The organism is Amycolatopsis sp. N2S4-7, from assembly GCF_058119595.1.
Map to the genome: position 1 here is coordinate 7,238,096 of NZ_CP172299.1, position 12,739 is coordinate 7,250,834.

Annotated in this window: 15 protein-coding genes; 9 read left to right on the top strand and 6 right to left on the bottom strand. The window is 72.1% G+C overall.

Annotated elements, in window-relative coordinates:
* The first annotated feature begins 55 nt into the window (after window positions 1-55).
* Window positions 56-367: an integration host factor, actinobacterial type gene (gene mihF, locus ACH54P_RS34375; protein ID WP_051767699.1), complete on the top strand. Its 312-nt coding sequence runs from the start codon at window positions 56-58 to the stop codon at window positions 365-367.
* Window positions 368-449: 82 nt separating this feature from the next.
* Window positions 450-1,601 (top strand): isochorismate synthase, encoded by a 1,152-nt coding sequence (locus ACH54P_RS34380; protein WP_489907456.1) that lies wholly within the window; start codon window positions 450-452, stop codon window positions 1,599-1,601.
* Here the strand turns inward: ACH54P_RS34380 and ACH54P_RS34385 are convergent.
* Complete coding sequence (locus ACH54P_RS34385; RefSeq protein WP_489907457.1) at window positions 1,598-2,284, bottom strand: 4'-phosphopantetheinyl transferase family protein; 687 nt, start codon at window positions 2,282-2,284, stop codon at window positions 1,598-1,600. The genes ACH54P_RS34380 and ACH54P_RS34385 overlap by 4 nt on opposite strands.
* Before the next feature lie 130 nt (window positions 2,285-2,414).
* On the opposite strand from ACH54P_RS34385, the gene ACH54P_RS34390 reads away from it, so the two are divergent.
* A complete protein-coding gene (locus tag ACH54P_RS34390; protein ID WP_489907458.1) occupies window positions 2,415-3,584 on the top strand; it encodes an acyl-CoA dehydrogenase family protein in 1,170 nt (389 codons plus the stop codon).
* A 69-nt stretch (window positions 3,585-3,653) separates the two neighbouring features.
* Here ACH54P_RS34390 and ACH54P_RS34395 read toward each other — a convergent pair whose 3' ends face one another.
* From ACH54P_RS34395 to ACH54P_RS34410, 4 genes are all read right to left on the bottom strand, one after another.
* Entirely contained in the window at window positions 3,654-3,974 is a 321-nt protein-coding gene (locus tag ACH54P_RS34395; protein WP_489907459.1) for a hypothetical protein, read from the bottom strand.
* 162 nt (window positions 3,975-4,136) lie between these two features.
* Entirely contained in the window at window positions 4,137-4,772 is a 636-nt protein-coding gene (locus tag ACH54P_RS34400; protein WP_489916801.1) for a TetR/AcrR family transcriptional regulator, read from the bottom strand.
* Window positions 4,769-6,292, bottom strand: coding sequence for an ATP-dependent acyl-CoA ligase (locus ACH54P_RS34405; RefSeq protein ID WP_489907460.1), 1,524 nt, complete (start codon window positions 6,290-6,292; stop codon window positions 4,769-4,771). The genes ACH54P_RS34400 and ACH54P_RS34405 overlap by 4 nt, the downstream gene beginning before the upstream one ends.
* A complete protein-coding gene (locus tag ACH54P_RS34410; RefSeq protein ID WP_489907461.1) occupies window positions 6,289-7,026 on the bottom strand; it encodes an enoyl-CoA hydratase/isomerase family protein in 738 nt (245 codons plus the stop codon). Before ACH54P_RS34410 ends, ACH54P_RS34405 begins: the two co-directional genes overlap by 4 nt.
* A gap of 100 nt (window positions 7,027-7,126) precedes the next feature.
* On the opposite strand from ACH54P_RS34410, the gene ACH54P_RS34415 reads away from it, so the two are divergent.
* The gene (locus ACH54P_RS34415) at window positions 7,127-8,719 is read left to right on the top strand and encodes an amidohydrolase (RefSeq protein WP_489907462.1); all 1,593 of its coding nucleotides are present in this window, start codon (window positions 7,127-7,129) and stop codon (window positions 8,717-8,719) included.
* A 4-nt stretch (window positions 8,720-8,723) separates the two neighbouring features.
* On the opposite strand, the gene ACH54P_RS34420 is transcribed toward ACH54P_RS34415, so the two are convergent.
* Window positions 8,724-9,059 (bottom strand): hypothetical protein, encoded by a 336-nt coding sequence (locus ACH54P_RS34420; RefSeq protein WP_489907463.1) that lies wholly within the window; start codon window positions 9,057-9,059, stop codon window positions 8,724-8,726.
* Between the two features lie 55 nt (window positions 9,060-9,114).
* On the opposite strand from ACH54P_RS34420, the gene ACH54P_RS34425 reads away from it, so the two are divergent.
* The 5 genes from ACH54P_RS34425 (at window position 9,115) to ACH54P_RS34445 (ending at window position 12,730) form a co-directional block, all read left to right on the top strand.
* Window positions 9,115-9,555, top strand: coding sequence for a GNAT family N-acetyltransferase (locus ACH54P_RS34425; RefSeq protein ID WP_489907464.1), 441 nt, complete (start codon window positions 9,115-9,117; stop codon window positions 9,553-9,555).
* A 40-nt stretch (window positions 9,556-9,595) separates the two neighbouring features.
* On the top strand, window positions 9,596-10,279 hold the full coding sequence (locus ACH54P_RS34430) for a metal-dependent transcriptional regulator (RefSeq protein ID WP_013230121.1): 684 nt from the start codon (window positions 9,596-9,598) through the stop codon (window positions 10,277-10,279).
* Between the two features lie 111 nt (window positions 10,280-10,390).
* Complete coding sequence (locus tag ACH54P_RS34435) at window positions 10,391-11,209, top strand: LLM class flavin-dependent oxidoreductase (protein WP_489907465.1); 819 nt, start codon at window positions 10,391-10,393, stop codon at window positions 11,207-11,209.
* Between the two features lie 72 nt (window positions 11,210-11,281).
* Window positions 11,282-11,626, top strand: a complete 345-nt coding sequence (locus ACH54P_RS34440; RefSeq protein ID WP_489907466.1) for a transcriptional regulator — start codon at window positions 11,282-11,284, stop codon at window positions 11,624-11,626.
* Between the two features lie 45 nt (window positions 11,627-11,671).
* The gene (locus ACH54P_RS34445) at window positions 11,672-12,730 is read left to right on the top strand and encodes an alcohol dehydrogenase catalytic domain-containing protein (RefSeq protein WP_489907467.1); all 1,059 of its coding nucleotides are present in this window, start codon (window positions 11,672-11,674) and stop codon (window positions 12,728-12,730) included.
* Window positions 12,731-12,739 lie beyond the last annotated feature (9 nt).

Consider the following 12,739-nt stretch of genomic DNA (forward strand, 5'->3'; position numbering starts at 1 on the left):
CTCACAAAAGCCGTCGGCCGCGAAAGCGGAGACCTGAGAGGAAAGGACTACTACGTTGGCTCTGCCTACGTTGACTCCGGAGCAGCGCGCCGAGGCCCTGGCCAAGGCCGCCGAGGCTCGCAAGGCGCGTTCGGAGCTGCTCGCGTCGATCAAGTCCGGCAAGGAGAGCATCGAAAAGGTGCTCAAGCAGGCCAAGGAGAACAAGACGATCGGGAAGACGAAGGTCACCCAGCTGCTGAAGGCCGTCCCCGGCCTCGGCGCGGTGAAGGTCGCCGCCCTGCTCGAGCAGGCCGGCATCGACCCGGACCGGCGTGCGGCCGGCCTGGGCGAGCGCCAGCGCGAGGCGCTCATCGACGCGCTCAAGTAGCCGTCACCAGGAGCTCCCGCGGGGGGAGTGTCGCTCGCGACACTTCTCCCGCGGTTCTCCCGAAGCCTGGGACGCTGGTCGTGTGAGCGACCTAGACCCGGCGACCCCGGCTGACCTCGCCGCCCGCTACCAGCGTGGCGACTTCCTGTTCACGACGGCCGAGCGCGCGCTCCTCGCGCAGGGCACCATCCGGACCGTCACCGAGACGGACCCCCGGCGGCTCGCCTCGGCGATCCCCGGCGTCCTGGCCGAGACCGGCGCCCCGCTGGCCGTCGGCGTCCTGCCGTTCGACACCGGGCCCGACACGAAGGTGCCGGGCCACCTCGTCGTGCCCCGGACCGTCCACCGGTCCGAGGGGGTGCCTTCGCTGCCGCGTGAGGTCCTGCCCGCGCCCTCGCGGGTGCGTGCGGTCCCGTCGCCGGCGCGGCACATGGTCGCCGTTTCGGCGGCGGTCGACGCCCTCCGTGAGCGTGACCTGCGCAAGGTCGTCCTGGCCCGCGCCCTCGACCTCGAGTTCGCCTCGCCGGTGCCGGCGGAAAGCATCGTGCGCAACCTCGCCGTCGGCAATCCCCGGCACTTCACGTACGCGGCCGAGCTGCCCGGCGGGCGGTCGCTCGTCGGCGCCACGCCCGAGCTGCTGCTGCGCCGCACCGGCCGCACGGTGTTTTCGTCGCCGCACGCCGGCTCGATGCCGCGCTCGGCCGACCCGGCGACCGACCGGGCCAACGGTGAGGCCCTGCGGACCTCGCGCAAGGACCAGCTCGAACACGCCGTGGTGATCGACTACCTCGTCGAGGCGCTGCGGCCGTTCTGCCGGACGCTGGAAGTCCCCGCCGAGCCGGAGCTGGTCACCACGCCGGCCATCTGGCACCTGCGCACGCCGATCACCGGCGAGCTGGCCGACCCGGACGTCACGGCCCTCGACCTCGCGGCGGCCCTCCACCCGACCCCGGCGATCTGCGGCACCCCGACCGACGGCGCGCGCGAGCTGGTCCAGGAGCTGGAGCCCTTCGACCGCGACTACTACGCGGGCGCGGTCGGCTGGGTCGACGCGGCGGGCGACGGCGAGTGGGCGGTGGCGATCCGCTGCGCCGAGATCGCGTCGACGTCGATGCGGCTCTACGCGGGCGGCGGGATCGTCGCGGCTTCGGACCCGCAGGCGGAGCTGGACGAGACGACGGCCAAGTTCCGGACGCTCCTGACCGCGATGGGTCTGGAGGACCTGCCCGGCTAGGGGACCCAGTGTTCCTCGGTCACCGACAGCTCGTCGGTGGTCAGCACCGCGATGGCCGCGCGGTAACCGTCCGCGGCCTTCAGGTCCGCCAGCCGCGTGCGGGCCGGGTCCAGGGCCGGGTCGCCCGACGAGACCAGGCGGGCCGGTTCGTCGTAGCGGGAGAACGTGATGCTCTGCAGCGGGATGCGCAGGCCCTTGCCGGTGGCCTTCATCACCGCTTCCTTGCGCGTCCAGTAGACGAAGAACGCCGCCGCCTTCTCCTCCGCGCCCAGGCCGGCCAGGTGCCCGGCTTCGGCGGGGCTCAGGGCGTACTCGATCAGGCCGTCGTCCGCGCGGCGGGTCGCCGTCTCGACGTCCAGGCCCACCGGGACCGACGGCGTCGCCGCGAGGCCGATCAGCTCGCCCGAGTGCGAGATCGACAACGCCAGGTCCGCGCCCGGGACCCGCGGCCGCCCGTGCGGCTTCCCGCAGTCTTCGCAGGTCGCGTCGAACCGCACGGCCTCGACGGCCAAGCCGAGCCGCTCCGCCGCGACCGTCTTCGCCAGGACGCGGCCGGTGAGGAAGCGCCGCTTGTCCGCCTCCTGCCGGTACGCCTCGAACCGTCCTTGCTCGACGTCGTCCAGCAGACGCAGGAAGCGCTCTTCGGCGGGCAACGGCGACGACCAGCGGACCACGATCTCCATCACCCCCTCGATCTTTCCGGGCGCCGAAGCCGTTGTCACGAATTCGCCGAGAGGTCTGGGGTTATCCGGCACCCAGGAGGTACCCTGGGACTAAGCGAGCGCTTAGTCATGTCGGAGGAGCAGCGAGGTCATGGATTTCTCTCTCAGCGTCGAAGAACGTGAAGTGCGCGACTGGGTCCGCACGTTCGTCCAGCGCGAGCTGATCCCGCTCGAGCAGGAGGTCCTGCGGCGCGAGCGCGCCCACCAGCCCGGCCTGACCGGCGAGGAGCTGAAGGAGCTCCAGCTCAAGGCCAAGGAGTCCGGCTTCTGGGGCGTGCTGACCCCGGAGGAGTACGGCGGCATGGGCCTGTCCGCCGTCATGGCCGCCCTGCTCGAAGCCGAGCTCGGCCGCACCTTCGTGCCGTTCCGCTTCGGTGGCGCCGCGGACAACATCCTGTTCCACGCCAACGAGGAGCAGAAGCAGACCTACCTGCTGCCGACCATCTCGGGCGAGCGCAAGTCGTGCTTCGCGATCACCGAGCCGGGCGCCGGGTCGGACGCCAAGGCCATCCGGACCACCGCCCGCAAGGACGGCACCGACTGGGTCATCAACGGCGAGAAGACCTTCATCACCGGCGGCAACGAGGCCGACTTCACGATGGTCTTCGCCATCACCGACCCGGAGAAGGGCGCGAACGGCGGCGTCACGTGCTTCCTGGTCGACCGCGAGGCCGGCTGGAAGTCCGAGTACATCGACACCATGGGCGAGTGGGGCCCGGCTTCGCTGATCTTCCAGGACGTCCGGGTGCCGGAGACGCAGATCCTCGGCGAGGAGGGCCGCGGCTTCGAGCTCGCCATGCAGTGGATCGGCCAGGGCCGCTACCTGCTGCCGGCCCGCGCGATCGGTTCGTGCGAGCGGCTGATCTCGATGGCCATCGAGCACGCCAACACCCGTGAGACGTTCGGGCAGAAGATCGCCGAGCGGCAGGCCATCCAGTGGATGATCGCCGACTCCGGCGTCGAGCTCGAGGCCCTGCGCTGGCTGGTGCTCAACGCCGCCTGGCAGGTCGACCAGGGCATGGATTCGCGGCACGCGCAGTCGATGGCGAAGCTGTACGGCGGCCAGAAGGCGAACGAAATCGTCGACCGCGTCCTGCAGATCCACGGCGGCATGGGCTACACGCGGGAGCTGCCGGTCGAGCGGTGGTACCGCGAGCTGCGGCTGCTGCGCATCTACGAAGGCACCGACGAGATCCAGCGCCGCACCATCGCGCGCAACCTGCTCAAGGGGCACGTGAAGGTCGGCGGGGCACTGGGTTAAGGGCGCGAGAAGCCGTCAAGGCCACCTCCCGGATGTCCGTGAGATGGCCTTGACGGCACTTCGGCCTGCTTATTTCTTGTTGCGAATGGCGATCGGGACGCCGGCGAGGTCCTCTTCGTTGCACAGGAGCTTCACGTCGTAGTACGGCGAACCCTGGCGGTTGTCGTAGTCGAGGTGGATGGCCAGGACGTCCAGCGGCTCGCCGAGCCACTCCTGAGCCTGCCGTAGCCAGGCGGAGCACCGCTCCAGGGCGGTGGGGAGATCGTCATCGCGGAACTCGACCGGGCGATAGGGGACATCCTGCACCTGATCGCGGGGGTGTGCCGGCGCCGGGAGGCCCGGCGCGAGACCCGAGTCGTCCAGTTCCAGTTGGATCGTTTCCTCAGTCACCCTTCGAGCGTCCCCCACGCACGCCGTCTGGGCAAGGCGTACACAGGTAAAAGCGCCGCTAAACGGACATGGCCCACTCTTTCGCGACCATTCCGGACGGGGCGTGAGCCGGGCACGCGGGGGCCGGCGTGTGGTGCAGGACACTCGGCCGCGGCTCGCCGCCTAGACCGCCGTGCCCCACGCTTTCGCGACGATTTCCCGGCAGCGTGCCAAGTCGTGGACGCCGGGCGGTGCCGTGCAGCCCAGCGCCCCCGAAGCCAGCTCCGCGTAGTGCTCGGCGAGCTGGTCCAGCGCCAGCGGGCCGCGGGGGGAGTACCACCTCGCGACGCCGCTGCACATCTCCAGCAGTGCGAGCCGGGTCACCGCCGGGTGTTCGGTGTGGAACACCCCCGCCGCGACGCCTTCGTCGATGGCCGCGGCCCACAGCCGTTCGTAGGCGTCGCGCAGGGCCACGACCGGCTCGCGCGCGGCCGGGGACAGCACGTCGACTTCGTTGTCCACCACCCGGGTTTCGGCCGGCCCGACGGCGTGCGCGAGCACGTGCAGCGCGACCAGCGTGCGCAGCCGGTGCACCGGATCGGCGCTGCCCGCGGTCGCCTCGCGGGCGGCGTCGAGGAGGCGGTTCAGCGCGGTGTGCATGATGTCCGCGAGCAGATCCTCCTTGGTGCCCATGTAGTGGTAGAGGCTCGCCGAGGAGAGTTCCGCCTCCTGCGCCAGATCCCGGATGCCGGTGCCGTGGAAGCCCTTGGTGGCGAACAGCTTCACCGCGGCCGCGCGGACCCGCTCGCGGCTGGTCACAGCCATGCTTCCGCCTTCGCGTCCCAGGACCCGGCGCGCGGGTCGGCGACCTTCCGCAGCTCGCCCTTGGCGACCCGCTCCGACGGCGTCATCGGGAGCTCGTCGGCGAACGCCCAGAACCGCGGAACCTTGAAGTAGGCCAGCTTTTCGGCGCAGAAGGCGGCCAGCTCGGCGGGCTCCGGCCGGTCGCCGTCGCACACGACGTACGCCTTGATCTCCTCGCCGCGCAGGTCGTCGGGGACGGCGACGACGGCCGCCAGCCGGACCGCGGGGTGCAGCAGCAGCGCGCGTTCGACCTCGTCGGCCGAGACGTTCTCGCCGCTGCGGCGGATCATGTCCTTCGTGCGGCCGACGTAGTAGACGCGGCCGGCGTCGTCCATCCGCGCGAGGTCGCCGGTGTGGAACCAGCCGTCGCGGAAGGCCTTCGCCGTCGCTTCGGGATCGTCGTGGTAGCCGTGCATCAGCCCGACCCCCCGGATCAGCAGCTCCCCGGTTTCCCCGCGGGGCAACGGCTTGCCGTCGTCGCCGGCGATCATCACTTCGCGGTCGCGGCTCGGCCGCCCGAGGCAGCCGGTGCCGACGGTCTCGTCGTGGTCGTCGGCGGACATCCGGATGTCGCCGCCGGTCTCGGTCATCCCGAACGCCTCGTACCACGGCACGCCCCAGCGGTCCTCCAGCCCGGCGTGCAGCTCGTGCGGGATCGCCGACGCGCAGATCGCCCGGACGCGGTGGTCGCGGTCGGCCTCCGACGGCTCCTGCCGCAGCAGCAGCGCCGGCATCAGGCCGAGGCAGTAGAACCACGTGACGCCGTGCTCGCGGACCTTCGCCCAGAACGTGCTCGGGTGGAAGCGGTCCAGCACGACCAGGGTGGCGCCGCCGGCGAGCCCGAGGGCCACGTTCCACTGTGGATCGATGTAGTGGAACGGCTGCGCGGTCAGGATCACGTCGTCCGCGCCGACGGCGGGGAAGTCGGTGGCCAGGCTCACCGCGAGGGTTGTCCAGTAGCGGTTCGGCAGCACGCAGCCCTTGGGGGCGCCGGTGGTGCCGGAGGTGTACTGGATGTTCACCGGCCGCTCGGGCACCGGCGTGAAGTCCGGCGGCTCGGCGTCGGTGACGAGCTCGTCCGGGGTGATGACCTCGGTCAGGCCGATCCGGCCGAGGAGATCGGTGAACTCGGGCGCGGCGACGGCCAGTTTCGCGCCGGAGTGACGCAGGACGTGGGCGCCGTCGAACTCCTGGTAGTTCGTGTTGACCGGCACCAGGATCGCGCCCATCCTGGCGAGCGCGAGCCACAGGAGCGGGAACCCGGGGACGTTCCGCAGCATCACGGCCACCCGGTCGCCGGGGCCGATCCCGCGTCCGGCCAGTGCGGCGGCCAGCCGTGCGCTTTCGCGGTCGACGTCGGCGAAGGTGAACCGCTCGCCCGTTTCGTCGAAGACCCAGGCCGTGCGGTCCGGCCACCGCCGCGCGGCCCGCGTGACGAGCTGGGCGAGGGTGCCGATTTCGGCCGGCGGCGTCACGTCCGGCTCCGGAAGGCCTCCGTGGACGCGGCGACCGCGGCCGAGTGTTCGGTGATCAGGGCGTGGCTGACCTCGAGTTCGAGCGCCGGTTCGAGGTCCGTGCTCGCGTCGAGGACGCGCTTCGCCATCGCGGCCGCCGCCGGCGGGTGCTCGGCGATCCGCTTCGCCCAGCTCAGCGCCTCGGCCTGGAGCCGGTCGGCCGGGACGGCGGCGTTGACCATGCCGAGGTCCGCGGCCTTCCGGCCGTCGAAGCGCTCGCCGAGCAGCAGGAGCTCCTTGGCCTTGAGCGGGCCGACCAGCAGCGGCAGCAGGCGCGAAGCCGCCCCGGTGACGCTGAGGCCCAGCGAGACCTCCGGGAACGCGAACACGGCGTCCTCGGCCGCCAGGATCAGGTCGCAGCCCAGCGCGAACTCCGCGCCGGCGCCGATCGCGTAGCCGTGCACCGCCGCGATCACCGGCTGGCGCAGCGCACGCAGCCGCCGCGTGACGTCCTGGAGCCGGTCCAGCCGCGCCCGCGAGTCCCCCTCGGGCGTGGGCTCCTTGAGGTCGTGGCCCGCGCAGAAGGCGCGGCCGTTGCCGGAGAGCACGACGACGGGGGCGTCGCTGCGGGCGGCCGCGTCGAGCGCGGCGAGGAAGTCGTCGACCAGGACGGCGGCGACCGCGTTCAGCCGCTCGGGCCGGTTCAGCCGGATCTGCGCGATGCCGTCCTCGACGGCGAACTCCACGGTGGGCATGCCGCTGATGCTAGACGTTCGATCGATCGATCGATAGCCTTTGCCCGGGGCAGCGGCGCGAAGCGCCTCCGTTGAGGGTGGCGGGGAGGAAGGCGGAGGTATGCGGGTCGACACGGTCTACGAGAACGCCACGGTGTGGACGGGCTCGGACGTCACCAGCGCACTCGCCGTGCTGCACGGCCGGGTCGTCGCGCTCGGGGACGACGCTGCCGCGTTGTCCGCGCGGTCGCGGGTCGACCTGGCCGGCGGGTTCGTCGTGCCGGGGTTCCACGACGCGCACAACCACATGGCGTGGTTCGGCATGGGCCTGGACGACGTCCCCCTGAGCGGCTGCCGCAGCGTCGAGGAGGTCTACGACGCCGTCGCCGCGCGGGCCGCGACGCTGCCCTCCGGGAGCTGGGTGGTGGGGAGCGGCTACGACCAGAACAAGCTCGACGGCGGGCACCCCGACCGGCGCGGACTGGACCGGGCGGCGCCGGGGATGCTGGTGCGGCTCAAGCACACGTCCGGGCACATGACGGTGGTCAACTCGGCGGTCCTCGACCGGCTCGATCTGGCGAACGTGCCGGTCGGCGGTGACGTCGTGCTCTTCCCGGACGGCTCGCCGACGGGGCTGCTGCGCGAGCAGGCCCAGCTGCTGCTGCGGCCGCTGACGTACCCGACGCCGGTTTCGCAGGTGGTCCGCGGCCTCGACCGGGCGTCCGAGCGGTACCTGGCGGAGGGCATCACCAGCGTCCAGGAAGCCGGGATCGGCGGCGGCCTGGTCGGGGAGACGCCCGCGGAGCTGGCCGCCTACCAGCTGGCGCGCGAGCGCGGGGTGCTGCGTGTGCGCAGCACCGTGATGGTCGCCGCGAGCGTGCTGCACGACCTGCCCGACGGCGCCGGCTTCGGCCTCGACCTGGGCCTGCGCACCGGCCTGGGCGACGAATGGCTGCGCGTCGGCCCGATGAAGTTGTTCGCCGACGGTTCCCTGGTCGGGCGCACCTGCGCGATGCACGACCCGTTCGACGGCGAGCCCGACAACCGCGGCTACTTCCAGGTGCCCGAGGAGTCGCTGGCGCAGACGATCTTGCGCGCCCACGAAGCGGGCTGGCAGATCGCGACGCACGCCATCGGCGACCGCGCGATCACCGTGGTCCTCGACGCGTACGAAGCCGCGTTGGCCGCTTCGCCGCGTACAGACCACCGGCACCGCATCGAGCACTGCGCGGTGCTTCAGCCCGCGGAGCTGACCCGCCTCGCTTCGCTCGGGTTGATCCCTTCGCCGCAGGGGCGCTTCGTCAACGAGCTCGGCGACGGCATGCGCGCCGCGCTCGGCGAGTCACGCGTCCCCTGGTGCTACCGGCTGCGAAGCGTCCTCGACGCGGGTTGCGTGCTTCCCGCGTCCTCGGACCGCCCGGTCGTCAACGGCGCTCCGCTGCTCGCGCTCGCCGACATGGTGCGCCGGCGTACGGCGTCCGGAGCGCCCTTCGCACCCGAAGAGGCGTTGACGCCGGAGCAGGCGTTGCGCGCCTACACGTACGGGTCCGCGTACGCGACCTTCGCCGAGCGGGATCTGGGCACGCTCGAGCCCGGGAAGCTCGCCGACTTCGCCGTGCTGTCGGGGTCGCCGCTCGAGGAGTCCGCTTTGGACGACCTGAGCGTGCAAGGGACCGCCGTCGGCGGCGAACTGCGTTACCAGGCGCCGCTGTGAGGCATCACCGCCTTCCGGAATCGCGGGCCGCCACGAACTCGAGTGCTTCCTCGGCCAGCGGGGCCCAGGGGTGGGGCGACCCCGGGTCCAGCGCCAGCCATTCCTTCATCGGGGTGCCCTTGTTGGCGTCGAAGCGCACGCCGTGGCCGCCCGCCACCAGCTCGTCCACCCGGCTTTTCGCCAGCTTCAGCACCAGCTGCCCGCGGACGAACATCGCGAAGATCCGGCCGTGCGCGCGCAGCGCCGTGCGCCCGAACCCGCCGGTCGCGCCGGGTGGCGTGATGCCGGGGCGTCCGGTGAACTCGTCGACCAGGACCTCGAACTTCTCCTCCGGTGACATCGACCACCTCCGCGTCCGACAGTAACGACCACCACCGACAGAAACGGGAGGCGAGATGCCCGTCCGCGACGCCGTCTTCGAAGACATCGAAGAGATCTGCGCGCTCATCGAGGAGCACGCCGTCTACGAGGACAACCACGACCTGAAGCTCGACCGCGCCGAGATGAGCGGCCACCTGTTCGGGCCGGACCCGAAGGCGTGGGTGCTCATCGCGACCCCGCCCGGCGAGCCGGGGACGGTGGCCGGCTTCGCCTTCTGCAGCTGGAACTTCTCCACGTGGGAGGCGCGGCCGGGGATCTGGCTGGACGACCTGTTCGTCCGCCCGGCGTACCGCCGCCACGGGCTCGGCGGCGAGCTGCTGGACGAGCTGCGCAACCGCACGACCGGCCGGGTCGAGTGGGACATGCAGGAGGGCAACGAAAAGGGCGAGGCGTTCTACGCCCAGCTCGGCGCGGAGCCGGTCCCCGGCTGGACCCGGTACCGCTGGCGACCGTGAGCTTTCACGAGAAAGAGCGCGGCCCCGTATCGTATGCGGTATGGGAGATGGTTCGGTCCGGAGGTCCTCGTCGGTCGAGGACTACGTCCGGGTGATCTACGGCCTGGTCGAGCGGGGTGAGGCGGTCACGAACGCTTCGCTCGCCGGCCGGCTGGAGGTCAGCCCGTCCTCGGCGTCGGGGATGGTCACGAAGCTGTCCCAGCTCGGCCTGGTCACGCACGTGCCGTACCGGGGGATCGAGCTCACGGCCGACGGCAGGCTCCTGGCGAGGTCGGTCCTGCGGCGGCACCGGCTGATCGAGACGTACCTGGTCTCGGAGCTCGGCTACACGTGGGACGAGGTCCACGCGGAGGCGGACGCGCTCGAGCACGCGGTCTCGGACAGGCTGGTCGAGCGCATCGCGGCCAAGCTGGGCAACCCGGTCCGCGACCCCCACGGCGACCCGATCCCGGCCCCCGACGGCAGCGTGGAGGAGCTCCCGGTCCGCATCCTGGACGACCTCCCGCCGGGCGCGGTGGGCGAGATCGTCCGGGTGTGGGACACGGACCCGGAACTGCTGCGGTACCTGACGGAACACGCGATCAACCTGGGCGAACGCATCGAGGTGGTGGAGAGGCAGCCGTTCGGGGGGCCGATGGTCGTCAAGGTGGGCTCGCCCCCGGACGCGGCTACGCACGCGATCGGCAAGGAGATCGCGCAGGCCTTGTCGGTCACCCTGCGCTGAGGCCGAGCGCCCCAAGGCCACAGTGGGACGCGCCGGACGCCGAGAGGCGTACGCGCGGATGACGTCCTGAAGCGGATGTGGTGACCCACCCCCCGCGCCCACCATGGCCCCATGAAACCCTTCCGCTTCGGCATCGTCGCCGGCTACGCGCCTGACCTCGCCTCCTGGACCGCTCAGGCCGAGCGGGTCGAGAAGCTCGGCTTCGACACCCTGCTCGCCACCGATCCCGTCGGGACCGCCGATCCCTTCCCGCTGATCGGGGCCGCCGCCGCGGTTACGCGGACACTGCGACTCGGCACCTTCGTCCTCGCCGATCCCTTCCGGGACCCGCCGGCCCTCGACTGGCAGGTGCAGACCCTGCACCAGCAGACCGCGGGCCGGTTCGAGCTGGGGCTCGGGGTGGGACGGCCCGGTGCCGACACACAGGCGCGGCGGCTGGGCCGGGAATTCCCCTCACCGGGTGAGCGCATCACACGGATGGCCGAGACCATCGCGTACCTCAAGCGGACCGCCGATCGGCCGCGGCTGGTGCTCGCCGGCGGTGGGGCGAAAATGCTGGCGCTCGCCGCGCAAGAAGCCGACACCGTCACCTTCACCTGGCCGCCGAAGACCACCGAAACCGAGGCGGAGTCCATTGTGGATCGATTCCGTGCGCTCGCCGGTGCGCGGCTGCCGGAGATCGAGCTCGGGTTGAACCTGATGGCCGTCGGGGAGGAGCCGTCGCCCGGGATCGCGCGGTGGGCCGGGGTCGACGTGCCCGAGCTCGCCGCGGCCGGTGCCGTGACCGTGCTGCCCGAGGATCCGCGCCGAGCGACGGAAAGGCTTCTCCGGTGGCGGGAGCGGTGGGGGATTTCCTACGTGACGATCAACTCCGGCTACGCGGAACCGTTCGCGGCGATCGCGGCCGAGGTGCGCGAGGCAGGTGGGTGAGAGCCCTTCCGATCTTGCGAAGCGGCGCCTACGCTCCAATGTTCGTATTCGGGAGTGCTTCGGAGCGTTGTGATGACCGGTCAGCGAACACGCACCATGGACCGGGGGGAACAGGCGGAGCTGAGCCAGCTGCTGGCCGCCGGGCCGTTCGAGGTGGCCCTGCGGGCGGCGATCCGGGCCCGCGGGCTCGGGCTCGACCGCATCCGCTATCGCTTGCGCGGCAGGGGAACCACGGTCAGCCTGGCCACCCTCAGCCACTGGCAGTCGGGGCGGTGCCGGCCGGAGCGGCCGGAATCGTTGGAAGCCCTGCGGAATCTCGAGGACATCCTGAACGTGCCGGACGGCTCGCTCAGCAAGCTCCTCGGGCCACCTCGGGGCCGGACGCGTTTCCACACGCAGCCGCAGACGCTCAACTGAGCGGTACCAACGGAAAACCGCTCAGGTGAGCGGTAGGCTCGCGCCATGCGAGCTGTGGTGATGGAGGAGTTCGGCGTCCCGCCCGTGGTGCGGGACGTGCCGGAGCCGGTGGCCGCGCCGGGCGGTGCGGTGATCGAGGTCGACGCCACCGGCGTGTGCCGCAGCGACTGGCACACGTGGCAGGGGCACGACACCGCCGTCACGCTGCCGCACGTCGCCGGCCACGAGCTCGCCGGCCGGATCGTCGCGCTCGGCGAAGGCGTCCGCGGCTGGGAACCCGGCGCGCGCGTCACCGTGCCGTTCGTCTGCGCCTGCGGCACGTGCGCCCAGTGCGCCCGCGGCGACCAGCAGATCTGCGACCGCGAGTTCCAGCCCGGCGCGACGCACTGGGGTTCGTTCGCCGAGCGCGTCGCGATCGAGCACGCCGAGACGAACCTGGTGGCGCTGCCGGACTCGCTCGGCGCCGTCGAAGCCGCCGCCCTCGGCTGCCGGTTCGGCACGGCGTTCCGCGCGGTGCTGCGGCAGGGCCGGGTCACCGCGGGCCAGTGGGTCTCGGTGTACGGCTGCGGCGGGGTCGGGATCTCCGCGGTGCTGCTGGCCGTCGCGGCGGGCGCGAAGGTCGTCGCCGTCGACGTCTCGGCGGCTGCACTCGAACTCGCCGCGAAGTCGGGCGCCGCCGTCACGGTCGATTCCTCGGCGTTCGACGGCCCGGAAGCCGTCGCCGCGCACGTCCGCGACCTGACCGACGGCGGCACGCACGTCTCCCTCGACTGCCTCGGGTCGCCGTCGACCTGCGCGGCGTCCGTGGGCAGCCTCCGCAAGCGCGGTCGGCACGTCCAGGCCGGGCTGATGCCGCCGGCCCAGGGCATCGCGCCGATCCCGATGCACCGGGTCATCGGCGGCGAGCTGGAGCTGGTCGGGATCCACGGCCTCCAGGCCCACGAGTACCCGGAGCTCCTGCGCGTCGTCGAGACGGCGGGGATCGACCTCGCCGCGCTGGTCGGGCGCCGGATCGGGCTGGCCGACGTCCCCGCCGCGCTGGCCGAGATGAACGACCCGGTTCCGGCGCGGGCGGGCGTCACGGTCGTGACGTTCGGTGACTGATCCGCGGCC

Excerpts from the sequence above, each read along its gene's own strand:
- ACH54P_RS34435 (WP_489907465.1), top strand. The coding sequence starts at position 10,391 with ATGAAACCCTTCCGCTTCGGCATCGTCGCCGGCTACGCGCCTGACCTC.
- ACH54P_RS34415 (WP_489907462.1), top strand. The coding sequence starts at position 7,127 with ATGCGGGTCGACACGGTCTACGAGAACGCCACGGTGTGGACGGGCTCG.
- ACH54P_RS34410 (WP_489907461.1), bottom strand. The coding sequence starts at position 7,026 with ATGCCCACCGTGGAGTTCGCCGTCGAGGACGGCATCGCGCAGATCCGG.
- ACH54P_RS34425 (WP_489907464.1), top strand. The coding sequence starts at position 9,115 with ATGCCCGTCCGCGACGCCGTCTTCGAAGACATCGAAGAGATCTGCGCG.
- ACH54P_RS34390 (WP_489907458.1), top strand. The coding sequence starts at position 2,415 with ATGGATTTCTCTCTCAGCGTCGAAGAACGTGAAGTGCGCGACTGGGTC.
- ACH54P_RS34445 (WP_489907467.1), top strand. The coding sequence starts at position 11,672 with ATGCGAGCTGTGGTGATGGAGGAGTTCGGCGTCCCGCCCGTGGTGCGG.
- ACH54P_RS34420 (WP_489907463.1), bottom strand. The coding sequence starts at position 9,059 with ATGTCACCGGAGGAGAAGTTCGAGGTCCTGGTCGACGAGTTCACCGGA.
- ACH54P_RS34385 (WP_489907457.1), bottom strand. The coding sequence starts at position 2,284 with ATGGAGATCGTGGTCCGCTGGTCGTCGCCGTTGCCCGCCGAAGAGCGC.
- ACH54P_RS34430 (WP_013230121.1), top strand. The coding sequence starts at position 9,596 with ATGGGAGATGGTTCGGTCCGGAGGTCCTCGTCGGTCGAGGACTACGTC.
- ACH54P_RS34440 (WP_489907466.1), top strand. The coding sequence starts at position 11,282 with ATGACCGGTCAGCGAACACGCACCATGGACCGGGGGGAACAGGCGGAG.